The following is a 25,434-nucleotide window of genomic DNA, read 5'->3' as shown; positions in this document are numbered from 1 at the left end:
ATGGCCAAGTACCTGCTGCTCAAGCACTACCGGGGCGCCCCGAGCGCGGTCAACGACGTACCGATGGATCAGTGGGAGCCGGACGAGGTCATGGCCCACATGCAGTACATGCGTGACTTCGCCGCCCGGCTCGAAGGGACCGGCGAGTTCGTCGACAGCCAGGCGCTCTCCATGAAGGGCACGTTCGTCCGCTACGACGGCGAGGGACGGCCGCCGATCACCGACGGCCCGTTCGCGGAGACCAAGGACCTGATCGCGGGCTGGATGGTGATCGACGTCGAGACCTACGAGCGGGCGCTCGAACTGGCCGCGGAGCTGTCCGCGGCTCCGGGCGCGGGCGGGAAGCCGATCCACGAGTGGCTGGAGTTGCGCCCGTTCCTCGGCGCGTCCCCGACCGTCACGGAATGACGCACATGGACGAGGCGCTGCTGCGCACCCTCACCCCCGCGGTGATCGGTGTCCTCGTCCGTCGCGGAGCGGACTTCGCGTCGGCCGAGGACGCCGTGCAGGACGCCCTGGTCGAGGCCCTGCGCGTATGGCCGGCCGACCCGCCGCGCGATCCCAGGGGCTGGCTGGTCACCGTGGCCTGGCGCAAGTTCCTCGACGCCGCCCGCGCCGAGACCTCACGACAGCACCGCGAGGTGCGCGTCGATGCCGAGCCCGTGCCCGGCGCGGGCGAGGCGAGGGACGACACGCTCCAGCTGTACTTCCGGTGCGCGCACCCGTCCCTGACACCGGCCTCGGCCGTCGCGCTCACCCTGCGCGCGGTCGGCGGCCTGACCACGCGGCAGATCGCACAGGCCTACCTCGTGCCCGAGGCGACCATGGCCCAGCGCATCAGCCGGGCCAAGCGGACCGTCTCCGGTGTCCGGTTCGACCGGGCCGGTGACGTCGCCACGGTGCTGCGCGTGCTCTACCTGGTCTTCAACGAGGGGTACTCGGGGGACGTCGACCTCGCGGGCGAGGCGATCCGGCTCACTCGCCAGCTCGCGGCCATGACGCACCACGAGGAGGTCGCGGGCCTGCTCGCGCTCATGCTGCTCCACCACGCGCGGCGCCCGGCTCGGACCGGCGCCGACGGCAGGCTCGTGCCCCTCGCGGAGCAGGACCGGGGCCTGTGGAACACCCGGCTGATCGCCGAGGGCGTCGACGTGCTCCAGGCGGCGCTCGCCCGCGACCGCCTGGGCGAGTACCAGGCCCAGGCCGCCGTCGCCGCGCTCCACGCCGACGCCCGGACGGCCGAGGAGACCGACTGGGTGCAGATCGTGGAGTGGTACGACGAACTGGTGCAGCTCACCGACAGCCCGGTGGCCCGCCTCAACCGGGCCGTCGCGGTCGGCGAGGCCGACGGCGCGCGGGCCGGCCTGGCCGCCCTGGCGGCGCTCGACCCCGCCCTGCCGCGTCACACGGCCGTCGCGGCGTACCTGCACGAGCGCGACGGTGACCCCGCGACCGCGGCACGGCTCTACGCCGAAGCCGCCCGATCGGCAACGAGCCTGCCGGAACGCGACCACCTCACGCGCCAGGCCGCACGGCTCAACGCGTCACTGCGAGGCTGAGCGGCTGAGCGACCGCGGTGCGACGAAGGGAACTCTCTCGCGGGTCCGGCCTCTCGGCCGTGTCCGACACATGCCGCCTGGCCCGCGACGCCCGGCCCGGCACCTCGCCGTGTTGTCGTCCGACGGCCGAGTGCACCCCGTACAGGCCCGGCCTCCGCCTTGCGACGCACCGCACCAGCCACCGCCGGCACCGCCCTGCGGGCGGACGGCGCCATCGGCCGGACACGGCCTCGCCGCGCCTCACCCCGAGATGCGGGCCTCGATGCCGTCGAGCAGGAAGTCGAGACCGATCCGGAAGGTGTCGTCCGCGTCCAGATGGGCGGCATCGCGTACCACCGTGGCCAGCGCGGGGAACCGGCCGGTCGCGAAGGTCCGCTCCAGATAGGGCCCGCGTGAGGCCTGCCAGCGCTTCTCGTCCATCCCGGTGGCCCGCTCGGCGCGCCGCTCGGCGACCTCCCGGCGCACCGCGCCGATCGCGTACGCGTTGACCGCGGCGACCACCGGCATGATGTCGTCCAGGTCGACGGCGCCCAGCGCGGCCACCACGGTCTCCCCGCCGGCCAGCGCGTGCGGCCCGAGCTGGGGTCGGCCGCCCAGCAGATCGGCGAGCCATTCGTGCTCGTGAACGGCATGCCGAGTGGTCTCGGCGAGGGACCGGAGGACCTCCCGCCAGCTGTCCCCGGCCGGCCGGATCTCGGCGTGGACGGCGTCGACCATCAGGTCGAGCAGCTCCTCCTTGCCGGCGATGTAGCCGTAGAGCCGCATCGGGCGCACGTCCAGCGCGGTGGCGACCTTGCGCAGCGACACCGCGTCCAGGCCGTCCGCGTCGGCCAGCAGGATCGCCGCTCGCACGATCCGCTCCCGGCTCAGCCGGGCCGGCACGGGGCGATTCGGTGGCTCCGGTCTCTCCCACACCAACATGCGGCAAAGATACATCGCATCGGATCGATACAGTGTATCGATCAGTACGGTGTATCGGAGGGAAGAGACCATGACCATCGCCATCGTCGGAGCCGGTCTCGGCGGCCTGACTCTCGCCCGTGTGCTGCACGTGAACGGCCTGGACTCCGTCGTGTACGAACGTGAGTCGTCACGCGCCGCCCGCGGTCAGGGCGGCATGCTCGACATCCACTCCGGCCAGCCGGCGCTGCGCGAGGCCGGTCTGATCGACCGGTTCCACGCGATTGCCCGTGGCGAGGGCCAGGACATGCGTCTTCTCCAGCCGGACGGCACCCTGCTGCTCCAGGAGGACACGCCCGACGACGCCCCGCTCGACCGGCCCGAGGTCGACCGCGCCGATCTGCGCGACCTGCTGCTGGATTCCCTCCCCGAAGACGTGGTGCGCTGGGGGCACCCGGTCGAGTCCGCCGGCGACGGCCTGCTGCACTTCGCCGACGGCGGCAGTGCGACGTACGACCTGCTGGTCGGCGCGGACGGCGCGCGGTCCCGGGTCCGCCCGCTGCTCACCGACGCCCGCCCGGCACACATAGGCCAGAACATCGTCGAGGTCGGCATCCCCGACATCGACCGCACTCACCCCGACCTCGCCGCGATGGTCGGGCGCGGCAACTACTGGGTGCTCGGCGGCGGCGTGTCCCTGGCGGCGCAGCGCAACGGCGACGGCCGCGTCCGTATCGGCGTCAGCTTCTACCACACCGGCGAGGACTGGCTCGCCACCAGCGGGATCCCGTTCGACGACCCGGCCGCCGCGCGGGCGCGGCTGATCGAGCTGCTGCCCGGCTGGGACCCACGGTTCACCGCGCTGATCGCGGCCTGCGACGACACGGTCGTACCGCGGTCGATCACCACGCTCCCGGTCGGCCTGACCTGGCCGTCGACGCCGGGCGTCACGCTGGTCGGCGACGCCGCGCACCTGATGCCGCCGGTGGGAGAGGGCGCCAACATGGCCCTGCTCGACGGCGCGCTCCTCGGTCGCGCGCTGGCCGCGCACCGGGACGACTCTCCGGCCGCCGTCAGGGAGTACGAACGCGAGATGTTCGAACGCACCGGCGCCGCCGCCCGGATGTCCGCGGACATGCACGAATTGCTGATGTCGCCGGACGCCGCCCGGAGAATGCTCGCGTTCTTCCAGCCCGGCTGAAGGCCGCTGTCCTCGGCGGCACGAGGACTCCAGGTGAACTCACCTCGCGCACCGATGAGTTTCCCGGGCCGCGCCGGTCTGTACGCGTGAGACCGACTCACGGAAGGCTGGCGCCATGCGGAGACTTATCTACGGCATGAACGTGTCCCTGGACGGCTACATCGCCGCTCCCGGCGGCGACATCGGCTGGGGCGTGCCGAGCGACGAGCTGTTCCAGTTCTGGTCCGACCAGTTGGAGGCGACCGACCTGACGCTGTACGGGCGCAAGCTGTGGCAGACGATGAGCTCCCACTGGCCGACGGGCGACCAGCAGCCGGGCGCCACCCCGGCGGAGATCGGGTTCGCGCGCCGCTGGCGGGACATGTCGAAGGTGGTGTTCTCCTCGACGATCGACAAGGTCGACTGGAACACCCGCCTGGTCTCCGGCGACGCGGTCGCCGAGATCACCCGGCTCAGGGCCGAGGACGGCGGCCCGATGGACATCGGCGGCGCGAGTCTCGCCGGGGCGGCCATGCGGGCCGGGCTGATCGACGAGTACGTGCTGGCCACCACGCCGGTCCTGGTGGGCGGTGGCACGCCGTTCTTCAGCGCGCTGGACAACTGGGTGAACCTGAACCTGGTCCAGACGCGGACGTTTCCCGGCGGCGTGGTCCTGAACAGGTACGAGACGAGGCGCTGAGGGCCCTCGAAGCGGGCCGTCTCCGACCGTCCCGTCCCCCGTCCCCTGGCCGGGTCAGGCCGCGCGCTTCACATGGCGGACCAGCCACATCAGCAGGGCGTCCAGGTCGGCGGCGGCCGAGAGGACCCGGTCGACCGCCTCGGGGGTGTGCAGCCACTCCTCGCAGCCGAGGGGACGCGCGGCGATCAGGGAACGGTGGCGCAGCAGATTCGCACGGGGGTGGTCGGCCGGGTAGCCGCGCGGGGGGCGTTTCATCACGTCCCCGGAGATGTCGTAACCCTTCTTCCGCACGTCCTCGACGACGGCGGAGAGTTCGCGGCCCCTCCCCTCGGAGGCCACGGCTCTGCGGAACATGTCCACCTGGCCGGGATCGGGGTACCACCAGGCGCCCTGGATCCGCAGGCCGTCCAGGGAGAACCGGAGACCGATCTCGATCTTGCGGCCGAGCCGGATCACCGCGCCCTGATGCTGCCACCACCAGGAGCCGGTGCGGTAGTGCCAGACGGAGAAGTCCTCGTACCGGGGGTCGGTGTCCGCGATGTCGTTGAGAAGGGCGATCATCGGCTGCCGGACGAGGCGTTCACGGTCCGCGCGGTACCGCTCGCGGGTCGCGTGGGCCGGTTCGCCCTGGAGCTGCCACAACACATCCATGGCCTGCTCCGGCCAGCCGGTGAACTGTCCGCGCATGGGCGGATGGTAGCCCACCCATGATCCGCGCGCGGAGAGCGGGAACGCGGGGCCGAACCCGAGATCCTTACGAACGCCGGTCAGGTCTGCGCCATGTCCACGAAGCGCGAGTAGTGGCCCTGGAACGCCACCGTGATCGTCGCCGTCGGGCCGTTACGGTGCTTCGCCACGATCAGGTCCGCCTCGCCCGCGCGCGGTGACTCCTTCTCGTACGCGTCCTCCCGGTGCAGCAGCACCACCATGTCCGCGTCCTGCTCGATGGAGCCCGACTCACGCAGATCGGAGACCATCGGCTTCTTGTCCGTACGCTGCTCGGGGCCACGGTTCAGCTGGGAGAGCGCGATCACCGGCAGCTCCAGCTCCTTCGCCAGCAGCTTGAGGTTTCGCGACATGTCCGAGACCTCCTGCTGGCGGCTCTCCGCGCGCTTCGAACCGCCGGACTGCATCAGCTGAAGATAGTCGATGACCACCAGTTTCAGTCCGTTGCGCTGCTTGAGCCGGCGGCACTTCGCGCGGATCTCCATCATCGACAGGTTCGGCGAGTCGTCGATGTACAGGGGCGCCTGCGAGACGTCCGGCATCCGCCGGGCCAGCCGCGTCCAGTCCTCGTCCGTCATCGTGCCGGAGCGCATGTGGTGCAGCGCCACCCGTGCCTCCGCCGAGAGCAGACGCATCGCGATCTCGTTGCGCCCCATCTCCAGCGAGAAGATGACACTCGGCAGGTTGTTCTTGATGGAGGCCGCACGCGCGAAGTCCAGCGCGAGCGTCGACTTGCCCATGGCGGGACGGGCGGCGATGACGATCATCTGGCCGGGGTGCAGCCCGTTGGTGAGTGAGTCGAAGTCCGTGAACCCCGTCGGCACACCCGTCATCTCACCGCTGCGGGAACCGATCGCCTCGATCTCGTCGAGCGCGCCCTCCATGATGTCGCCGAGGGGCAGGTAGTCCTCGCTGGTGCGCTGCTCGGTGACCGCGTAGATCTCGGCCTGGGCGGAGTTGACGATCTCGTCGACGTCGCCGTCCGCCGCGTATCCCATCTGTGTGATCTTGGTGCCGGCCTCGACAAGACGGCGCAGCACCGCGCGCTCGTGCACGATCTCGGCGTAGTACGAGGCGTTCGCCGCCGTCGGCACCGTCTGGACCAGCGTGTGCAGATACGACGCTCCGCCGACCCGGGTGATCTCACCGCGCTTGGTCAGCTCGGCGGCGACCGTGATGGGGTCGGCCGGCTCGCCCTTGGCGTACAGGTCGAGGATCGCCTGGAAGACCGTCTCGTGCGCCGGGCGGTAGAAGTCGTGGCCCTTGATGATCTCCACGACGTCGGCGATGGCGTCCTTGGAGAGCAGCATGCCGCCGAGCACGGACTGTTCGGCGTCCAGGTCCTGGGGAGGGACCCGCTCGAAACCGGGTGATCCGCCGTCCCACGCGGCGTTGTCCCTGCCGCGCTCGTGCTGCTCGTCGCGGCCCCTTCCCTCGCCTCGGCGCTGGCGGGAGGCCGGCAGACGATCACCGGGACCGGCTTCGGTCCAGGGGTCGTCCAATGGCTCGGGGATGCTCATCCGGCCACCCTCCTCCCGTCCGCAGGGCGGACCTCGCCGTGCCACTCTTTCTACGGCACGACACTGACAAATCGAGTGGCCTGACTCCGGTTCCGGCGCGTCGGACGTCGGTCCACGGTAGGCCCGCGGGGACCGTCCGCCAATCTGGTTATCCACAGGCCATGTGGACGAAGGACCATATGCTGTGGAGAACTCCGGCGAACCTGTGCACGGACCGGGGGACAGCACTGTGGACAACCTTGCACCCCCTCCGCCACATCGGCCCTGACCTGGCCTTTCTCCGTCCACCGGCTGTGGGGGAGAAAAACTTTTCAAGCTGGTCCAAGATCCGAGCAAACGGCGCACAGCAGTGCCCGAATCCGCTCGACAGGTAAGGATCACAACCACATTGCATCTCTTACCTGTGGAAGATTAGATTGAGCCCATGACACAGGTCCCCACGGCATCCGGTCCCGGCCCCGACAGCGGTCGGGACAGTGGTCCCGGCAACCGGCCCGACAGCCGGCCGGACACGGGGTCCAAGGCGTCCCGGCGACGGCACGACCGCGAGATCATCGCCCTCGCCGTGCCCGCTTTCGGCGCCCTCGTCGCCGAGCCGCTCTTCCTGATGGTCGACAGCGCGGTCATCGGCCATCTCGGTACTCCGCAGCTCGCCGGACTGGCGATCGCGGCGACCCTGCTGGCCACGGCCGTGAGTGTCTTCGTCTTCCTCGCCTACGCCACCACGGCGGCCGTCGCGCGCCGCGTCGGCGCGGGCGATCTCCAGGCCGCCATCCGGCAGGGCATGGACGGGATCTGGCTCGCCCTGCTGCTGGGCGCCGCCGTCATCGCCGTCACCCTCCCCCTGGCGCCCTGGTTCGTCGACATCTTCGGCGCCTCGGACACCTCCGCCCCGTACGCGATCACCTATCTGCGCATTTCCAGCATCGGCATCCCAGCCATGCTGGTCGTCCTGGCGGCCACCGGAGTCCTGCGCGGTCTCCAGGACACCCGGACCCCGCTGTACGTCGCCATCGGCGGCTTCGGCGCCAACGCGGTCCTCAACGTGGTGCTCGTCTACGGCGTCGGCCTCGGCATCGCCGGTTCCGCCTGGGGCACCGTCATCGCGCAGTTCGGTATGGCCGCGGCCTATCTGGTGGTCGTCGTACGGGGAGCACGCCGCCACGGCGCCTCGCTCCGGCCCGACTCCGCCGGCATACGGGCCAGCGCCCACGCCGGAGTCCCTCTTCTGGTCCGTACGCTCTCCCTGCGCGCGGTCCTGATGATCGCCACCGCCGTCGCGGCCCGTCTCGGCGACGCCGACGTCGCCGCGCACCAGATCATCCTGTCCCTGTGGAGCCTGATGGCCTTCGCGCTCGACGCCATCGCCATCGCGGGGCAGGCGATCATCGGCCGCTATCTGGGCGCGAACGATCCCCAGGGCGCCAAGGACGTCTGCCGTCGCATGGTGCAGTGGGGTGTGGTCTCCGGCGTGGGGCTCGGGGTGCTCGTCGTGCTCGCGCGCCCGCTGTTCATCCCGCTGTTCACCGGTGATCAGCGGGTCCAGGACACCTTGCTGCCCGCGCTGCTGGTGGTGGCGGTCACCCAGCCGGTGGCGGGCATCGTCTTCGTCCTGGACGGCGTGCTGATGGGCGCGGGCGACGGGCCCTATCTCGCCAAGGCGATGGTGGTGACGCTGGCCGTCTTCGCCCCGGTCGCCCTGCTGGTGCCGGTGTTCGGGGGCGGACTCACCGCCCTGTGGTGGGCCATGACGCTGATGATGGCGGTCCGCATGCTGACGCTGTGGCTGCGCACCCGGTCGGGCCACTGGCTGGTCACGGGCGCCACGCGCTGACCGGAGACTCCGACGCCGCGCGTTTCACGTGAAACAGCCCGGAAAACACGATCGCCGGACGGGCCTGAGCCCGTCCGGCGATCGTGGACGACATGGCTACCGGGCGGACCCGGTCAACCTGTCCGGTCGAAGCCCTAGGCGGGCACGACCTCGACGCCGAACTTCGCGGCGACCTCGGGGTGCAGACGCACGGACACCTGGTGCGAGCCCAGGGTCTTGATCGGCGAACCGAGCTCGATACGACGCTTGTCGACCTCCGGACCACCGGCGGACTTGATCGCCGAAGCGAGGTCGGCCGGGGTGACGGAGCCGAAGAGACGGCCGGCGTCGCCGGAGCGAACGGCCAGACGCACCTTCACACCTTCGAGGCGGGCCTTGATCTCGTTGGCCTGCTCGATGGTGGCGATCTCGTGGATCTTGCGAGCACGACGAATCTGCTCGACGTCCTTCTCGCCGCCCTTGGTCCAGCGGATCGCGAAACCACGCGGGACCAGGTAGTTGCGGGCGTATCCGTCCTTGACGTCGACGACGTCGCCGGCGGCACCGAGGCCGGAGACCTCGTGAGTGAGGATGATCTTCATGATTAGGTCACCCTCCCCTTATCGCGCGGTGGACGTGTAGGGCAGCAGCGCCATCTCACGGCTGTTCTTGACTGCCGTGGCGACGTCACGCTGGTGCTGCGTGCAGTTGCCGGTGACGCGGCGGGCACGGATCTTGCCGCGGTCGGAAATGAACTTCCGCAGCATGTTCGTGTCCTTGTAGTCCACGTACTGGGTCTTGTCCTTGCAGAATGCGCAGACCTTCTTCTTAGGCTTGCGCACAGGCGGCTTCGCCATGGTGTTTCTCCTGTGTGATCAAGAAAGTGGGAGCGAGCTGCCCTAGAAGGGCGGCTCGTCCGAGTAGCCGCCGCCGGAACCGCCGGAGCTTCCGCCCCAACCGCCTCCGTTGCCTCCGCCACCCTGCTGCTGGCCACCGCCGGCCGGCGCGCTGGTCGCCCAGGGGTCGTCGGAGGATCCTCCGCCGCCGCCCTGCTGCTGACCGCCACCGGGGCCGCCGCCCCAGTTGCCGCCGCCCTGCTGCTGACCGCCGCCACCGCCGCCGTAGCCGCCCTGGGCACCACGACCGGTGGTCTTGGTGACCTTGGCCGTGGCGGTCTTCAGGCTGGGGCCGACTTCCTCGACGTCCAGTTCGTAGACCGTGCGCTTGACGCCTTCGCGGTCCTCGTACGACCGCTGCTTCAGCCGGCCCTGCACGACGACGCGCATGCCCCGCTGAAGCGACTCGGCGACATTCTCCGCCGCCTGACGCCAGACCGAGCAGGTGAGGAACAGGCCATCGCCGTCCTTCCACTCATTGGTCTGCTTGTCGAAGATGCGGGGAGTGGACGCGACACGGAACTTCGCGACCGCCGCACCGGACGGGGTGAAGCGCAGCTCGGGGTCGTCGACGAGATTGCCGACGACCGTGATGACGGTCTCGCCTGCCATTGGGTGAACCTCTCGGCGGGGATTGCTTCTGCTGCTGGCTGCTACTCGGACCCGATAACCGCTGGAGCCGGAGGCTCAGTGGGTCTCGGGACGGAGGACCTTGGTCCGGAGGACCGACTCGTTCAGGTTCATCTGTCGGTCGAGCTCCTTGACGATCGCGGGCTCAGCCTGCAGATCGATGACCGAGTAGATGCCCTCGGGCTTCTTCTTGATCTCGTAAGAGAGACGACGACGGCCCCAGGTGTCGACCTTCTCCACCTTTCCGTCGCCCTCACGGACGACGGAGAGGAAGTTCTCGATCAGCGGGGAGACTGCTCGCTCCTCGAGATCGGGGTCGAGGATGACCATCACCTCGTAGTGACGCATGTGGAACCCACCTCCTTTGGACTCAGCGGCCACGGTCGTTCCGTGGCAGGAGGGTCGTGATGCGTGAGCAACGGTATCGGCCGCCACTGACAATCCCGCTCGACGAGCGAGGATCGCGCTCTGGCCTGGGCAGACACCGGTGCAGACCGTACAGACTACCTCTTGACCGGCTTCCGGTTGAAATCCGGCCGGGGAGGGACGCACCCTGGACACATCGGGTGCGGGCGGCGCTACGGTGCGCCGCCCTCCGGCAAGGCGCCAGGAGGTGCCCCATGGCACAGCAGGCAATGCAACCGAACGCAGGGCGGCAGAAGACGACCGGTTCTCTCTTCGCCTCCGACCACCGGCCCCATCCCCTCCAGGACATCCTTCTCTGGGTGACCGCCGTGGTGGGTGTCACCGCGTTCGTCTCGGGGATGTTCGACAACCTGCACCTCCTCAGCTCCTGGGCGGGGCTCATCGGCATCCTCACGGGTCTGTACGGCCAGTTCGTCTCGGTGACGACCCACGAGCGGTTCGCGTTGATCATGGGCCTGGGCTCCTCGGCCGTCGGCTTCTACCTCGGGATGGCGCACGGCGGACTGTTCGGCGGACTGCTGGGCTGACGCCCGCTCCGCCCCGTGGCCAGCCGGGGCGCTCCTGCGGCAAGTAGGCTTCGGCGCGAGAGCCGGAGCCCCCCTACTCCATGGGGACACATCTGCGAGGAGCGCCCCGCATGACCCTGACGCTGAGCACCATCAGTCGCGAGCAGCATCTGGCGTACATCCAGAGCCTGCCCGCGGCCAGCCACTGCCAGGTCCCCGCGTGGGCGGACGTGAAGACGGAGTGGCGCTCGGAGAGCCTGGGCTGGTTCGACAGGGACGGCCAGCTGGTCGGCGCCGGTCTGGTGCTCTACCGCCAACTGCCCAAGATCAAGCGGTATCTGGCGTATCTGCCCGAGGGCCCGGTCATCAACTGGTACGCCCCGAACCTGGCCGACTGGCTCCAGCCGATGCTGGCGCACCTGAGGAACCAGGGCGCTTTCTCCGTGAAGATGGGGCCGCCGGTGGTGATCCGCCGCTGGGACGCGGCGGCCATCAAGTCGGGGATCCAGGACCAGGACGTCAAGCGGCTGCGCGACGTGGAGGCCACCCACATCGAGCCGCGCGCCTTCGAAGTGGCCGACCGGCTGCGCAAGATGGGCTGGCAGCAGGGCGAGGACGGCGGGGCGGGCTTCGGAGACGTACAGCCCCGCTACGTCTTCCAGGTGCCGCTGGCGAACCGCTCGCTGGACGACGTCCTCAAGGGCTTCAACCAGCTGTGGCGGCGCAACATCAAGAAGGCGGAGAAGGCGGGCGTCGAGGTCGTCCAGGCCGGCTACGACGACCTCGCCGAGTGGCAGCGGCTGTACGAGATCACCGCCGAGCGCGACCACTTCCGCCCGCGGCCGCTCTCGTACTTCCAGCGGATGTGGACCGTCCTCAACTCCGAGGACCCCAACCGCATGCGGCTGTACTTCGCCCGGCACGAGGGGGAGAACGTCGCGGCGGCGACGATGCTCATCGTGGGCGGCCATGTCTGGTACTCCTATGGGGCGTCGGCCAACCACAAGCGGGAGGTCCGGCCGTCGAACGCGATGCAGTGGCGGATGCTGCGCGACGCCTATGCGATGGGCGCGACCGTCTACGACCTGCGCGGGATCTCCGACTCCCTCGACGAGACGGATCACCTGTTCGGTCTCATCCAGTTCAAGGTGGGAACGGGTGGCGAGGCCGTCGAGTACGTGGGTGAGTGGGACTTCCCGCTCAACAAGTTGCTCCACAAGGCTCTCGACATGTACATGTCTCGCCGTTGACCCGTATCCCGACCCGGTGGACAGGGGAGTGCCGACGATCAGCAGGCTGCGGTGCCAGGCGCCGGAAATGCCCACCGGCCCGCCCGATAATTGTGTAAGGCCCTCAAGACCCCCTAGAACGTTCATATCCTTCATACACCGCAGCCACGAGAAAGGTTCCGGACCGGCATGGCGCTCTCCCTCTACGTCGACACCGCGCGCTGGCGGGCGCACCAGAAGTCGGTCATTGACCAGTTCCCGGGCCTCGTCCCGGTCTGCAAGGGCAATGGCTACGGCTTCGGTCACGAACGGCTCTCCGAGGAGACCTCCCGCTTCGAGTCCGACATCCTCGCCGTCGGCACCATCTACGAAGCCGCCCGCATCAAGGACTGGTTCAGCGGCGATCTCCTGGTCCTGACGCCGTTCCGCCGGGGCGAGGAGCCCGTGCCGCTGCCCGACCGCGTCATCCGCTCCGTCTCCTCGGTCGACGGCGTCTTCGCGCTGGTGGGCGCCCGCGTCGTCATCGAGTGCATGAGCTCGATGAAGCGCCACGGTGTCCGCGAGGAGGAGCTCGGCCAGCTCCACGCGGCCATCGAGGACGTGCGCCTCGAAGGCTTCGCGCTGCACCTGCCCCTCGACCGCACGGACGGTTCCGACGCGGTCGAGGAGGTCATCGGCTGGATGGACCGGCTGCGCGCGGCCCGGCTCCCGCTGCACACCATGTTCGTCAGCCATCTGCGCGCCGAGGAACTGGCGCGTCTCCAGCGGCAGTTCCCGCAGACCCGGTTCCGCGCCCGTATCGGTACGCGGCTGTGGCTGGGCGACCACGAGGCGACCCAGTACCGGGGCGCCGTGCTGGACGTGACCCGCGTCGTCAAGGGCGACCGGTTCGGCTACCGCCAGCAGAAGACCGCCTCCGAGGGCTGGCTGGTGGTCGTCGCGGGCGGCACGTCGCACGGTGTCGGACTCGAGGCGCCCAAGGCACTGCACGGCGTGATGCCGCGCGCCAAGGGCGTCGCGCGGGCGGGCCTGGCGACGGTCAACCGCAACCTCTCGCCGTTCGTGTGGTCGGGCAAGCAGCGCTGGTTCGCCGAGCCGCCGCACATGCAGGTGTCGATCCTGTTCGTGCCGGCCGACGCGCAGGAGCCCAAGGTGGGCGACGAGCTGGTGGCGCACCTGCGCCACACGACGACACAGTTCGACCGGCTCGTGGACCGCTAGGACCTGTCTTCAAAGGCCCGCCTGGCCCGCGGGAGAGAAGTCCCGAAGACGACGGCCGGCCGGCAGCCCACCAGGGCGCCGGCCGGCCGTCGCTTTTCAACCCGTCTGCCGAGGGCTCACGCCGCGCCGGGCGGCCGGACCCCCCACGAGACGCGCTGAGACGCCTCCACCGTGTGCGCCGTGTACGCACCGGACCGGGCGGCCCCGCCCAGTACGAACACGTCCCGCGCCCCGTCCAGCACCCCGCCCGACGGATCGTCCGAACCGTCGCGCCGTACGCCGTCGCGCTCCGGCAGCAGAATGTCCCGTACGACGACGGCACACAGGTACAGCGTCCCCAGCAGGTGCAGCGCGATGGCCAGTTGGTAGCCCTCGGTCGGCAGCCCCTTGTGGGCGTCCCCGCTCGTCGTGTACGCGAGATACATCCAGATGCCCAGGAAGTACATGACCTCGCAGGCCTGCCAGACCAGGAAGTCCCGCCACCGCGGCCGGGCCAGCGCGGCGAGCGGGATCAGCCACAGCACGTACTGCGGCGAGTAGACCTTGTTGGTCAGGATGAAGGCGGCGACGACCAGGAAGGCGAGCTGGGCGAACCGGGGCCGCCGCGGCGCCGTCAGCGCGAGCGCCGCGATGCCCGCGCACGCCAGCACCATCAGCACCATCGACCAGGTGTTGACGGTCTCGACCTCCAGGGACCGCCCCGTGCGCTGCGTGATGATCAGCCAGAACGATCCGAAGTCGACCTGCCGCTCCTGGCTGAACGTGTAGAACTTCTTCCACCCCTCCGGCGCGAACAGCATCACCGGGAGGTTCACCAGCAGCCACGAGAAGGCCGTACCGCCCAGCGCCACCCCGAACTCCCGCAGCCGCCCCGCGCGCCAGCACAGCAGCAGCAGCGGCCCCAGGAGCAGTACGGGGTAGAGCTTGGCCGCCGTCGCGAGGCCGATCAGGATGCCGAACGCCAGCGGACGGCCGCGCGACCACATCAGCATCCCGGCCGCCAGGAGCGCGACGGCCAGCAGGTCCCAGTTGATGGTGGCGGTGAGGGCGAAGGCGGGCGCGAGGGCCAGCAGCAGGGCGTCCCAGGGGCGGTGCCGGTGGGTGCGGGCGACGCACACGGCGATGATCACCGCACAGATCATCAGCATGCCCGCGTTGACCATCCAGTACATCTGCTCGCGGTGCTGGATCGAACCGTCACCGGGGGTGAGCCAGGAGGCGACCTCCATGAACAGCCCCGTCAGGACGGGGTACTCCAGGTACTGCATGTCGCCGCCCAGGCGGTCGAAGTACGGCACGAGACCGTCCGCGAAGCCCCGTCCGAGGAAGAGGTGCGGGATGTCGGAGTAACAGGCGTGCGTGTACTGGGAGCTGGCGCCCCGGAACCAGGCCCATTCGTAACAGGGCATCTTCTGCACCATGCCGAGCGCGAACATCCCGATCGCCACCAGCGCGACCACGCGTACCGGCGTGAGACGGCTGGTGCCGTACCAGGCCCAGCGGCCGATGGGCCCGCCGATCAGCTCGCTGCCCGCCGCGGCGATCCTGTCCCGCCTGGTGGGCGGTACGACCGGCCGGTCCTTGGGCACCGCGATGTCTTCTGTGCTCGGCATGCCGCCCATCCTGCCGTACGCCGCCGCGGCACGGCGAAGGCCGCCGCACCGGTCCGCACACGGTCTGTGTACGTCCCTGGTGCGACGGCCTTCGCGTCACTGTCCGCGGCCCCCCTGGCCTCCGAACAAGCCCCCGCCGTCGCCACCCTCGGGATCTCCGGTCTCCGGTGGTGGACTGGTCGACGAGCCGGGATCCCCGATGACTCCGCCGGGATCCTCACCTCCCGGACCACCCGGATTACCGGGGCCTCCGTCCTCACAGCCGTTCCACTGTTCGCAGGACTCGGTCGGGCTCGGGGACTCGGAGGGCTCCTCGGACGGGGACTCGGACGGCTTCTCGGACGGCTTCTCGGACGGCTGCTCCGTCGGCGTCGGCTCAGGGCTCGGCACGCCGCCGCCGTAGACCGCTTCGCCGATCGGCGAGGGCTCGGGGAACTTCAGCGCTTCCTTGCCCTTCATCGCGACCGTCATGTACTCCCGCCAGATGTCGGCCGGGAACGACGCTCCGTGGATCGTGTCCTGGCCGCCGGTGCCGTACATCTCCAGGAACTTGCGGTTCTTGTTCTCGGCGTTGTCGTCCAGCCGGTACATGTCGATGGCCGTCGAGAGCTGCGGGGTGTAGCCCACGAACCAGGCCGACTTGTTGCCGTCGGTGGTACCGGTCTTGCCGGCGACCTCACGGCCGTCCGGCAGCTGCGCCGAGGTGCCCGTGCCGCCCTTCTCCATGACCACGGACTTCAGGACATCCGTCACGTTCTGCGCGATGTCGGCGTCGAACGTGCTCTGCGGCTTCTTGTCGTACTTGAAGACGCGAACGCCTTCCTTCTTGACCTCTTGGACGGAGTAGGGATCACGCTGGGTCCCGTTGTCGGCGAAGGTGGCGTACGAGCCCGCCATGCGGATGGCGCTGGGGTCGGCGATACCGATGGAGAACGACGGGTTGCTGCCGCCCGGAAGGCTGTCCGCCAGCAGTCCCGCGTCGACGGCGGCCTCTCGGACCTGCGGAATGCCCACGTCCATACCGAGCTGGACGAAGGGGGAGTTGGCCGAGACCTTCATGGCCTCGCGCAGGTTGATGTCCTCGTAGTTCTCGTCACCGTCGTTGCGCTGGTGCCACTCCTCGCCCTTCTCGTTGGTCCAGATGTCGCCGTTGTAGTCCTTGATCTTCAGTTTGTTCTTGCCGTTGTACTCGCTCTTGTCCGGCGAGACCTTCGTACGCGACTCGGCGCCCTGCTCCGGTCCGAGCTCGGGGTCCCGCACACCGTCGCGCATCGCCGCCGCCAGGACGTACGGCTTGAAGGTCGATCCGACCTGGGCACCGGTCTGGTCGGCGTTGTTGGTGAAGTGCTTGGTGGCGTCCTGCCCGCCGTAGATCGCGACGATCTTGCCGGTCGAGGGCTCCACCGAGGCGCCGCCGAACTGGACGTGGGTGTCCGTCTTCGGGCGCTTCTCGGGGTCGATGTTCGCCTTGTAGATGTCGGTGACGGCCTTGTTGAGCGCGTTGACCTTCTTCTTGTTGAAGGTCGTCTTGATCTCGAAGCCGCCCTTGGCCAGGTCTTCGGCCGTGTACTTGTCGTTGTTGTTGATGAAGTAGGCCTTGGCGAGGTCCACGAGGTAGCCGACCTGGCCGCCGAGCTGTGCGTTCTTCTTCGGCGGGTCCGGCATCGGGAACTTGCCGTACTTCGCCCGCTCCGCCGCCTCGAGATGGCCGTCCTTCACCATCTCGTCGAGGATCCACCTCCAGCGCTTCGTCGCCCGCTCGGTGTTGCTCTTCTGCGTGGCGTTCGCGTCGATCGACGGGTTGCCGTTCGGGTCGTAGTACGTCGCGCCCTTGAGGAGCGTCGCCAGGAAGGCGCACTGGCTCGGGTTGAGCTCCCTGGCGTCCACGCCGTAGTACGTACGGGCCGCCGCCTGGATGCCGTAGGCGCCGCGTCCGTAGTAGGAGGTGTTGAGGTAGCCCGCCATGATGTCGGGCTTCTCCATGTCGGCGCCGACCTTGATGGAGATGAACAGCTCTTCGAACTTGCGCTTGAAGGTCTGGTCCTGGCTGAGCATGGCGTTCTTGACGAACTGCTGGGTGATGGTGGAGCCACCCTGCGTCTGGCCGCCCTTGGCCATGTTGAACACGGCCCGGCCGATACCCATGGGGTCGACGCCCGAGTCTTCCCTGAACGTCTTGTTCTCCGCCGAGATCACGGCGTTCTGCATCGCCGCGGGAATCTGCTCGATCCCGACGATCTGGCGGTTGACCTCACCGCCGGTGGAGACCATCGGCGTTCCGTCGTCCCAGAGGTAGACGTTGTTCTGGGCCTTGGAGGCCAGGCTCACCTGGGGCTTCTCCACCAGGGCGTACGCGATCGAGCCCGCGGCCATCAGACCACCGAGGAAGCCGATGAAGAGACCGGTCACGAGCTTCCAGGACGGCACCCAGCGACGCCATCCGTACTTGTCGTGCCTCGGGTAGTCGATCAGCCGCTTCCTGCCCGGCCTCCCGCCACGCCCGCGGCCGGGGCCGTCGGGTCCGCCACCGCGGCGGCCTCCGCCGTGGCCCCCCGCGCCGGCGCCGCCCCCCTCGGCGCCACGGCGTCGACCCCGCTGGGCCGCTTTGCGTGCTTCGGCTCGGCCTCCGTAGGAAGGCTCCGGCTCATGGGAGTCGGAGTGGGACGCCGTGGGGACTCCACGCGAAGGGTCCGCGCGGCGGCCTGTCGGCCGCTGCGCGGCGCGCCTGGCCGCGGCTCGTCCGCCACCCTGGCCACCCTGTGGCTGAGGCTGTTTGCGACGGTGCTCGCTCATCGAACGACTACTCCTCGGGCAGGCGCGAACGCCTGGAAGCGGCAGTTGAGTTCCGGTCCCCCCGAAATGAATACGGATGTGCCCGGCCTCGGGCTCATCCGGCATGCATCCAGAACGATGACGCTCTCACACGTCACGCGGTTCCCGGTGGTCTGCATGCCGCACAGACTACGCAGGGTCAAACCCGCCGAGATCTGAACTTCACCCCAAATCAGGCAAGTTACTCGCAGTGAATCGGCGATGTGACGCCGTTCACCTTGGCCCCTCTTGTCCCATCAGCATCGGTGTTCTATCGTCCCGATGTATCGAGTCGATACATCGGGACGGCATAATCAGCCGGGACGACGGAGGAGGCGCAAGTGAGCAGACGCTCGGGCATCCTCGAATTCGCTGTTCTGGGTCTGCTGCGTGAGTCTCCGATGCACGGCTACGAGCTGCGGAAACGGCTCAACACCTCGCTGGGGATCTTCCGGGCCTTCAGTTACGGAACGCTGTATCCGTGCCTCAAGACGCTCGTCGCCAACGGATGGTTGATCGAGGAGCCCGGCAGTGCGCCCGAGGAGGCGCTCGCCGCGTCACTCGCGGGCCGCCGGGCGAAAATCGTCTACCGGCTGACAGCGGACGGTAAGGAGCACTTCGAGGATCTGCTGTCACAGACGGGCCCGGACGCCTGGGAGGACGAGCACTTCGCCGCTCGCTTCGCCTTCTTTGGACAGACGGAGCGCGAGGTACGCATGCGCGTGCTGGAAGGCCGTCGCAGCCGGCTGGAGGAGCGCCTGGAGAAGATGAGCGCTTCCCTGGCCCGTACCCGGGAACGCCTCGACGACTACACGCTCGAACTTCAGCGGCACGGCATGGAGTCCGTGGAGCGCGAAGTGCGCTGGCTCAACGAGCTCATCGAGAGCGAGCGGGCGGGACGGGACCGGCGGGAGTCCGGCCCCGACAGCCCCTCCGCGCGGCGGGACAGCACGACGGACGGCACGACCGGCACGAACAGCCCGGCGAGCGGTACGACCAACAGCACAACGGGAGACGAGGGCGGCCTGCCCCGGCTCCGGGGAACTTCCGGAGGTTCGCCTCCTGGAGTCCCCGGCCAGCCGGATCCGTCCGAGGACACCACCACATGAGGGTCCGCATCAACGCGGGGCTTCATCGCAACATTGAGATCACACACAGGGAGCAACCAGGATGGGTTCCGTTCGCGTAGCCATTGTCGGCGTGGGCAACTGTGCCGCCTCGCTGGTGCAGGGCGTCGAGTTCTACAAGGACGCCGATCCGGCCGGCCAGGTGCCCGGCCTGATGCACGTGCAGTTCGGCGAGTACCACGTGGGGGACGTCGAGTTCGTCGCCGCCTTCGATGTCGACGCGAAGAAGGTCGGTCTCGACCTCGCGGACGCCATCGGTGCCAGCGAGAACAACACCATCAAGATCTGCGACGTCCCGAACTCGGGCGTGACCGTCCAGCGCGGCCACACCTACGACGGGCTCGGCAAGTACTACCGGGAGACAATCGAGGAGTCGGACGAAACCCCGGCCGACGTCGTCCAGGTCCTCAAGGACAAGCAGGTCGACGTCCTGGTCTGCTACCTGCCCGTCGGTTCCGAGGACGCCGCGAAGTTCTACGCGCAGTGCGCCATCGACGCCAAGGTCGCCTTCGTCAACGCTCTTCCGGTCTTCATCGCCGGCACGAAGGAGTGGGCGGACAAGTTCACCGAGGCCGGTGTCCCGATCGTCGGTGACGACATCAAGTCGCAGGTCGGCGCCACCATCACGCACCGTGTGATGGCGAAGCTGTTCGAGGACCGCGGCGTGGTCCTGGACCGCACGATGCAGCTGAACGTCGGCGGCAACATGGACTTCAAGAACATGCTGGAGCGCGACCGCCTGGAGTCCAAGAAGATCTCCAAGACGCAGGCGGTCACCTCGCAGATCCGCGACCGTGACATGGGCGCCGACAACGTCCACATCGGCCCCTCGGACTACGTGGCGTGGCTGGACGACCGCAAGTGGGCGTACGTCCGCCTCGAGGGCCGCGCCTTCGGTGACGTTCCGCTGAACCTGGAGTACAAGCTGGAGGTCTGGGACTCCCCGAACTCCGCGGGTGTCATCATCGACGCCGTGCGCGCCGCGAAGATCGCCAAGGACCGCGGCATCGGCGGCCCGATCCTCTCCGCCTCCTCGTACTTCATGAAGTCCCCGCCGGTGCAGTACTTCGACGACGAGGCCCGCGAGAACGTGGAGAAGTTCATCAAGGGCGAGGTCGAGCGCTGACCCCTCGGCGAATCCCTCGGGGGACCGGACCGGTGTAACGCCGGTCTCCCCCGTTGACACGCACCATGCGAAGGGTCCCCGGGCAGACTGCCCGGGGACCCTTCGCATGTGACGGGCGTGCCGTGTGTGACGCTGATTCACATGTCTGTCGTGCGCGATCTGCGTGTGCTCCTGCGTCTGCCGAACTTCCGCCGTCTGCTGACCGTGCGTCTGCTGTCGCAAGCGGCGGACGGGGTCTTCCAGGTCGCGCTCGCCGCGCACGTCGTGTTCTCCCCCGAGAAACAGACCTCCCCGGGCGCCATCGCCTCCGCCATGGCCGTCCTGCTGCTGCCGTACTCGCTCATCGGCCCGTTCGCCGGGGTGCTGCTCGACCGCTGGCGGCGGCGCCAGGTCATCCTGTACGGCAATCTGCTCCGGGCCGTTCTCGCGGCCTGTACCGCCGTACTGATCCTCTCCTCCATGCCGGACTGGCTCTTCTACGTCTCCGCGCTCGCCGTGACAGCCGTCAACCGGTTCGTACTCGCCGGGCTGTCGGCTTCGCTGCCCCGCGTCGTCGAGGACGGACACCTGGTCGTCGCCAACTCCCTCTCCCCGACGGCCGGCACGCTCGCCGCGACCGCGGGCGGCGGGCTCGCCTTCCTGGTGCGGCTGGTCGTCTCCAGCTCCGACGCCGCCGTCGTACTGCTGGGCGCCGCGCTGTATCTGACGTCGGCGCTGGCGTCGGTCACGATGACCCGCGATCTCCTCGGCCCCGATCCGGGACTCGTACAGCCCCGGCTGAAGGCCGCTCTCGCCTCCACCGCGCGCGGACTCGGCGAAGGGCTGCGCCATTTGGCGGAGCGCCGTGACGCGGCGGTCGCGCTGCTCGCCATGACGCTGATGCGCTTCTGCTACGGGGCGCTGACCGTGATGGTGCTGATGCTCTGCCGGTACGCCTGGTCGAACACGGAGGACGACGGGATCGCACTGCTGGGGATGGCCCTGCTCGTCTCGGGGGCGGGCTTCTTCGCCGCCGCCGTGGTCACACCGTCGGCGGTCGGGCGTCTCGGCTCGTTCGGCTGGATGATGGCGTGCGCCGCTTCGGCGGCCGTACTGGAACCGGCGCTGGCGCTGCCGTTCGCCCCCACCCCGATGCTCGCCGCCGCGTTCGTTCTCGGTCTGACCACCCAAGGCGCCAAGATCTCGACGGACACGGTGGTGCAGACGTCGGTGGACGACGCGTACCGAGGGCGGGTCTTCTCCCTCTACGACGTGCTGTTCAACGTCGCATTCGTGGGCGCGGCCGGGGTCGCCGCGCTGATACTGCCGCCGGACGGCCGCTCCGCACCGCTCGTCCTCGGGGTCGCGGTGCTGTACGCGTGCACCGCGGCAGGACTGTTCCGCTGGAAGAGGCACGCGAAGAAGTACGGATAGCGCGGAGAGCACGCGCGAAGGGGGCGATGTTTCACGTGAAACGTCGCCCCCTCGCTTCGGCGTCCCCCGGTCGATGTTTCACGTGAAACATCGACCGCGAGACCCTGCCGCAGGCGCAGGTCCGGGCACCCGGCCCGCCGCCGTGTACTCAGCTCTGCGAAGACCACCATTCCTTCAGCGCGCTCACCGCTTCGTCACGCCCCATGGGCCCGTTCTCCAGCCGCAGCTCCAGCAGGAACTTGTACGCGGCCCCGATGACCGGCCCCGGACCGACACCCAGCGTCTCCATGATCTGGTTGCCGTCCAGGTCTGGCCGGATGGAGTCGAGCTCCTCCTGCTCCTGCAACTGCGCGATCCGCTCCTCAAGCCCGTCGTAGGCCCGCGAGAGCGCGGTCGCCTTGCGCTTGTTGCGGGTGGTGCAGTCCGAGCGGGTCAGCTTGTGGAGCCGGTCCAGCAGCGGGCCGGCGTCGCGTACGTACCGCCGCACCGCCGAGTCCGTCCACTCGCCCGTCCCGTAGCCGTGGAAGCGCAGATGCAGCTCCACCAGTCGCGAGACGTCCTTCACCAGCTCGTTCGAGTACTTGAGCTCAGTCATCCGCTTCTTGGTCAGCTTCGCCCCCACCACCTCGTGGTGATGGAAGGAGACCCCGCCGTCCTTCTCGAAGCGCCGTGTCCGGGGCTTGCCGATGTCATGGAGCAGCGCGGCCAGCCGCAGCACCAGGTCCGGCCCCTTCTCCTCCAGGTCGATGGCCTGCTCCAGGACGGTCAGCGAGTGCTCGTACACGTCCTTGTGCCGGTGGTGCTCGTCGCTCTCCAGCCGCAGCGCGGGCAGCTCCGGCAGGACGCGCTCCGCGAGTCCGGTGTCGACGAGCAGCGCCAGGCCCTTGCGCGGGTGGCCGGAGAGGATCAGCTTGTTGAGCTCCTCCCGTACGCGCTCGGCCGAGACGATCCCGATGCGCTCGGCCATGGCCTTCATGGCCGCGACGACATCGGGGGCGACCTCGAAGTCCAGCTGCGCGGCGAAGCGCGCGGCCCTGAGCATGCGCAGCGGATCGTCGGAGAAGGACGCCTCCGGGGTGCCGGGCGTGCGCAGCACACCCGCGGCGAGGTCCTGGAGACCGCCGTGCGGGTCGATGAACTCCTTCTGCGGCAGAGCGACCGCCATCGCGTTGACGGTGAAGTCCCGGCGGACGAGATCGTCCTCGATGGAGTCCCCGTACGACACCTCGGGCTTGCGCGACGTGCGGTCGTAGGCTTCGGAGCGGTAGGTCGTGACCTCGATCTGGAAGTCCTGCCGTTCGTCACCGACCCGGCCCGCCTTCTGGACACCGACCGTGCCGAAGGCGATCCCGACCTCCCACACCGAGTCCGCCCAGGGCCGGACGATCTTCAGTACGTCGTCGGGCCTGGCGTCGGTCGTGAAGTCGAGGTCGTTGCCGAGGCGGCCGAGGAGGGCGTCCCTCACCGAGCCTCCGACCAGGGCGAGGGTGAAGCCCGCCTCCTGGAATCGGCGCGCGAGGTCGTCGGCGACAGGGGACACCCGCAGCAGTTCGCTGACCGCGCGGCGCTGCACCTGACTCAGTGCAAGGGGAGTCTCTTCGTTGGCGTTCGGCACAACAGAAAAGGGTACGTGCCCCGGCCGGCCCCAGCGCCCGGGTTTCCGGGGCACCGGTTTCCACCGCCCATGAGATTCCTGCGATCATGAAGGGCGGTCCCCGGCACTTCGTCACAGCGCACATCGTTACCATGCGTGGACGCACAATCGACGACGACCAACGACGAAGACCATTGACGACGAGGGACGGGCGGGCGCGTGGCCGAGGCGGCAGACATCCAGGGGATGAAGCACTCTCCTGCCCGCCGATGGCTGGGGCGTACCGCCGCCGTGGCCGCAGGGGTGCCGCTCCTGGCCGGGCTGCTGGGGGGCCTCGCGGCGCCGCAGGCGTCCGCGGCGGGCTCGACCGCCTCGCCCGTCTCCGCGGCCACCACAGGGGCCGCCAAGGGCTCCCCGGCGAGTGCCGCCGCGGAACCGTCCGGTCCGAACACCGTCTCCGTCGCACTCGACACGCTGGCGCCCAGCGCGCCCACCAAGGGTGACACCCTCACGATCTCCGGCACGGTGACCAACAAGGGCAAGAAGGCCGTCACCGACGCGCAGGTCGATCTCCGGGTGGGCCCGCAGCTCACCGGCCGGACCGCCATCGACGACGCCGTCGAGCGCTCCAACGACACGACGTACGACCCGCTGCCGGTGGGCGGCAAGTACAAGGTCGAGTTCGCGAAGCTCGACTCCGGCATCAGCTACGACTTCGCCCTGTCGGTTCCGGTGAGCAAGCTCGGCCTCGGGGCGGACGGCGTCTACCAGCTCGGTGTGACGCTGACGGGCCGGACGGCGGCCGAACCGTACGACCACACGCTCGGCGTCCGCAGGACGTTCCTGCCGTGGCAGCCGGACTCGGTGGACAAGAAGACCAAGTTCACCTATCTCTGGCCGCTGATCTCCACGTCGCACGTCTCCGCCGAGACCGGGTCGGACGACCAGCAGACCCCGGTCTTCGAGAACGACGACCTGGCCGAGGAGCTGGCCCCCGGCGGCCGGCTGGAGCAGCTCGTCTCGCTCGGCAGTCAGCTCCCGGTCACCTGGGTCGTCGATCCGGACCTCCTCGCCACCGTCGAGGCGATGACCGACCCGTACCGCGTCAGGGAAGGCAAGTCCACGGTCGCGGGCAAGAACCAGCTCGTGGCCAGGACCTGGCTCAACGCCCTGGAGAAGGCCGTCCAGGACAACCCCGACATCGTCGCGCTGCCCTTCGGCGACCCCGACCTGGCGTCGCTGGCCCACGGCGGCGAGAACGTCTCCGGGACCCTCGGCCATCTCCAGAGCTCCAGCGAAGTGGCCGGGAAGACCGTGGAGACCATCCTTCATGTGCCGCCCGCCACCGACTTCGCGTGGCCCGCGGACGGCGCGGTGGACCCGTCGATCGTCGACGTGGCGACCTCCGCGGGCGCCGACAAGGTGATCTCGCGCAGCGACAGCATCCAGGACAACCTGCCGTACACGGCGAGCGCGGCGCGGCCCATCGGCGGCGGCACGACGGCCGTGGTCAGCGACACCCGGCTGTCCACCGCCTTCCAGGGCGATGTGACCAAGGCGGGCGCCTCCACGCTCGCGGTCCAGAAGTTCCTCGCCCAGACGCTGGCCGTGAACCTCCAGGACCCCTCGAAGCAGCGCGACATCGTCGTCGCCCCGCAGCGCACGCCGTCGGCCAGCCAGGCGCAGTCCATGGCCCGCGCGCTCCAGGGCCTGGACGGAAAGCGCTGGACCCAGCCGTCCGACCTGGTCGCGGCCGCCGCCGCGAAGCCGGACACCAACGCGAACACCAAGGTGCCCGGCCCGACGCGGTATCCGGACAAGCTGCGTGACCAGGAACTCCCCGCGTCGGTGTTCGAGGAGCTCAAGGGGATGGGGGAGCGGCTGGGGAAGTTCAAGGCCATCCTCACCCTCCCCGACCGGGTGGCGACGCCCTTCGCCAACGCCGTCAACAGGGCGGTCTCCACGTCCTGGCGGGGCGACGCCAAGGGCGCCGAGCAGTACCGCGACTCGGTGAACCGCTATCTGACGAGCCTCGCCAGTGAGGTCCAGCTCATCCAGAAGTCCGAGCTGACCCTGTCGGGACGCAGCGCGACCATCCCGGTGACGGTCCAGAACCAGCTCCTGCAGGGCGTCGACAATCTCGTCCTGCGTCTGCAGTCCACGAACGCGACCCGTCTGAAGCTGGACGACGGCAGCGCGGTCGCCGAGCAGCCGATCAGGGTCGACGGCGGACACACCCAGGTGGTGAAGTTCACCGGCGCGGCCAACGCCAACGGCCCGGTGGAGCTGACGGCGCAGCTCTACACGACCGACAACCGGCCGTACGGCAGCCCCATGACGTTCCAGGTCAGGGTCTCCGAACTGACTCCCACCGTGATGCTCGTCATCGCCGGCGGTGTGCTGATGCTCGTCCTGGCCGGGGTCAAGATGTACAGCCAGCGCAA

General features: G+C 69.2%; 22 protein-coding genes. 12 read left to right on the top strand and 10 right to left on the bottom strand.

The genetic code is table 11. From position 1 onward, the window contains the following. Together GXP76_RS13830 and GXP76_RS13825 are read left to right on the top strand one after the other, a co-directional pair. Nucleotides 1-408: a YciI family protein gene (locus GXP76_RS13830; RefSeq protein ID WP_242571813.1), complete on the top strand. Its 408-nt coding sequence runs from the start codon at nt 1-3 to the stop codon at nt 406-408. A 5-nt stretch (nt 409-413) separates the two neighbouring features. Then, nucleotides 414-1,559 (top strand): RNA polymerase sigma factor, encoded by a 1,146-nt coding sequence (locus GXP76_RS13825; RefSeq protein WP_242571826.1) that lies wholly within the window; start codon nt 414-416, stop codon nt 1,557-1,559. 240 nt (nt 1,560-1,799) lie between these two features. On the opposite strand, the gene GXP76_RS13820 is transcribed toward GXP76_RS13825, so the two are convergent. Further along, the gene (locus GXP76_RS13820) at nt 1,800-2,480 is read right to left on the bottom strand and encodes a TetR/AcrR family transcriptional regulator (protein WP_242571812.1); all 681 of its coding nucleotides are present in this window, start codon (nt 2,478-2,480) and stop codon (nt 1,800-1,802) included. Between the two features lie 70 nt (nt 2,481-2,550). On the opposite strand from GXP76_RS13820, the gene GXP76_RS13815 reads away from it, so the two are divergent. Together GXP76_RS13815 and GXP76_RS13810 are read left to right on the top strand one after the other, a co-directional pair. Next, on the top strand, nt 2,551-3,660 hold the full coding sequence (locus GXP76_RS13815) for an NAD(P)/FAD-dependent oxidoreductase (RefSeq protein WP_242571811.1): 1,110 nt from the start codon (nt 2,551-2,553) through the stop codon (nt 3,658-3,660). A gap of 115 nt (nt 3,661-3,775) precedes the next feature. Continuing rightward, nucleotides 3,776-4,339 carry a dihydrofolate reductase family protein gene (locus GXP76_RS13810; RefSeq protein ID WP_242571810.1) on the top strand — a complete coding sequence of 188 codons (564 nt, stop codon included), beginning with the start codon at nt 3,776-3,778 and terminating at the stop codon, nt 4,337-4,339. Nucleotides 4,340-4,393: 54 nt separating this feature from the next. On the opposite strand, the gene GXP76_RS13805 is transcribed toward GXP76_RS13810, so the two are convergent. Continuing rightward, on the bottom strand, nt 4,394-5,026 hold the full coding sequence (locus GXP76_RS13805; RefSeq protein ID WP_242571809.1) for a DUF2461 family protein: 633 nt from the start codon (nt 5,024-5,026) through the stop codon (nt 4,394-4,396). A gap of 80 nt (nt 5,027-5,106) precedes the next feature. Next, the gene (gene dnaB / locus GXP76_RS13800) at nt 5,107-6,585 is read right to left on the bottom strand and encodes a replicative DNA helicase (RefSeq protein WP_242571808.1); all 1,479 of its coding nucleotides are present in this window, start codon (nt 6,583-6,585) and stop codon (nt 5,107-5,109) included. Nucleotides 6,586-7,009: 424 nt separating this feature from the next. Here dnaB and GXP76_RS13795 point away from each other — a divergent pair, with 424 nt between their 5' ends. After that, nucleotides 7,010-8,419 carry an MATE family efflux transporter gene (locus GXP76_RS13795; protein ID WP_242571807.1) on the top strand — a complete coding sequence of 470 codons (1,410 nt, stop codon included), beginning with the start codon at nt 7,010-7,012 and terminating at the stop codon, nt 8,417-8,419. Between the two features lie 134 nt (nt 8,420-8,553). On the opposite strand, the gene rplI is transcribed toward GXP76_RS13795, so the two are convergent. The 4 genes from rplI to rpsF all read right to left on the bottom strand — a co-directional run bounded on the left by rplI (nt 8,554) and on the right by rpsF (nt 10,272). Next, nucleotides 8,554-9,000, bottom strand: coding sequence for a 50S ribosomal protein L9 (gene rplI, locus GXP76_RS13790; protein WP_242571806.1), 447 nt, complete (start codon nt 8,998-9,000; stop codon nt 8,554-8,556). 18 nt (nt 9,001-9,018) lie between these two features. Then, the gene (gene rpsR, locus GXP76_RS13785; RefSeq protein WP_003967857.1) at nt 9,019-9,255 is read right to left on the bottom strand and encodes a 30S ribosomal protein S18; all 237 of its coding nucleotides are present in this window, start codon (nt 9,253-9,255) and stop codon (nt 9,019-9,021) included. Between the two features lie 42 nt (nt 9,256-9,297). After that, nucleotides 9,298-9,906 (bottom strand): single-stranded DNA-binding protein, encoded by a 609-nt coding sequence (locus GXP76_RS13780; RefSeq protein ID WP_242571805.1) that lies wholly within the window; start codon nt 9,904-9,906, stop codon nt 9,298-9,300. Between the two features lie 75 nt (nt 9,907-9,981). Then, nucleotides 9,982-10,272: a 30S ribosomal protein S6 gene (gene rpsF / locus GXP76_RS13775; protein ID WP_023540278.1), complete on the bottom strand. Its 291-nt coding sequence runs from the start codon at nt 10,270-10,272 to the stop codon at nt 9,982-9,984. 272 nt (nt 10,273-10,544) lie between these two features. Here rpsF and GXP76_RS13770 point away from each other — a divergent pair, with 272 nt between their 5' ends. The 3 genes from GXP76_RS13770 to GXP76_RS13760 all read left to right on the top strand — a co-directional run bounded on the left by GXP76_RS13770 (nt 10,545) and on the right by GXP76_RS13760 (nt 13,306). Next, nucleotides 10,545-10,877, top strand: a complete 333-nt coding sequence (locus GXP76_RS13770) for a hypothetical protein (protein ID WP_242571804.1) — start codon at nt 10,545-10,547, stop codon at nt 10,875-10,877. A 110-nt stretch (nt 10,878-10,987) separates the two neighbouring features. Continuing rightward, nucleotides 10,988-12,106, top strand: a complete 1,119-nt coding sequence (locus GXP76_RS13765; RefSeq protein WP_147873142.1) for a peptidoglycan bridge formation glycyltransferase FemA/FemB family protein — start codon at nt 10,988-10,990, stop codon at nt 12,104-12,106. A gap of 168 nt (nt 12,107-12,274) precedes the next feature. Further along, on the top strand, nt 12,275-13,306 hold the full coding sequence (locus GXP76_RS13760; protein ID WP_078076232.1) for an alanine racemase: 1,032 nt from the start codon (nt 12,275-12,277) through the stop codon (nt 13,304-13,306). 116 nt (nt 13,307-13,422) lie between these two features. On the opposite strand, the gene GXP76_RS13755 is transcribed toward GXP76_RS13760, so the two are convergent. Further along, on the bottom strand, nt 13,423-14,919 hold the full coding sequence (locus GXP76_RS13755; protein WP_242571803.1) for a glycosyltransferase family 87 protein: 1,497 nt from the start codon (nt 14,917-14,919) through the stop codon (nt 13,423-13,425). A gap of 96 nt (nt 14,920-15,015) precedes the next feature. After that, entirely contained in the window at nt 15,016-17,712 is a 2,697-nt protein-coding gene (locus GXP76_RS13750; RefSeq protein ID WP_242571802.1) for a transglycosylase domain-containing protein, read from the bottom strand. 359 nt (nt 17,713-18,071) lie between these two features. Here GXP76_RS13750 and GXP76_RS13745 point away from each other — a divergent pair, with 359 nt between their 5' ends. The 3 genes from GXP76_RS13745 (at nt 18,072) to GXP76_RS13735 (ending at nt 21,396) form a co-directional block, all read left to right on the top strand. Beyond that, a complete protein-coding gene (locus GXP76_RS13745) occupies nt 18,072-18,839 on the top strand; it encodes a PadR family transcriptional regulator (protein ID WP_242571801.1) in 768 nt (255 codons plus the stop codon). A gap of 61 nt (nt 18,840-18,900) precedes the next feature. Then, the gene (locus tag GXP76_RS13740) at nt 18,901-19,983 is read left to right on the top strand and encodes an inositol-3-phosphate synthase (RefSeq protein ID WP_242571800.1); all 1,083 of its coding nucleotides are present in this window, start codon (nt 18,901-18,903) and stop codon (nt 19,981-19,983) included. A gap of 141 nt (nt 19,984-20,124) precedes the next feature. Beyond that, entirely contained in the window at nt 20,125-21,396 is a 1,272-nt protein-coding gene (locus GXP76_RS13735) for an MFS transporter (protein ID WP_242571799.1), read from the top strand. Between the two features lie 148 nt (nt 21,397-21,544). Here the strand turns inward: GXP76_RS13735 and GXP76_RS13730 are convergent, their stop codons facing one another. Further along, nucleotides 21,545-23,011, bottom strand: a complete 1,467-nt coding sequence (locus tag GXP76_RS13730) for a CCA tRNA nucleotidyltransferase (RefSeq protein WP_242571798.1) — start codon at nt 23,009-23,011, stop codon at nt 21,545-21,547. Nucleotides 23,012-23,209: 198 nt separating this feature from the next. Here GXP76_RS13730 and GXP76_RS13725 point away from each other — a divergent pair. Beyond that, on the top strand, nt 23,210-25,434 hold a 2,225-nt coding region (locus GXP76_RS13725), incomplete at its 3' end, for a DUF6049 family protein (RefSeq protein ID WP_242571797.1).

The organism is Streptomyces sp. NP-1717 (genome assembly GCF_022695985.1).
In the GTDB taxonomy this organism is placed as follows: Bacteria; Actinomycetota; Actinomycetes; order Streptomycetales; family Streptomycetaceae; genus Streptomyces.
Note: the sequence above shows the minus strand (reverse complement) of the source record. Positions and strands in the feature narration are given on the sequence as shown.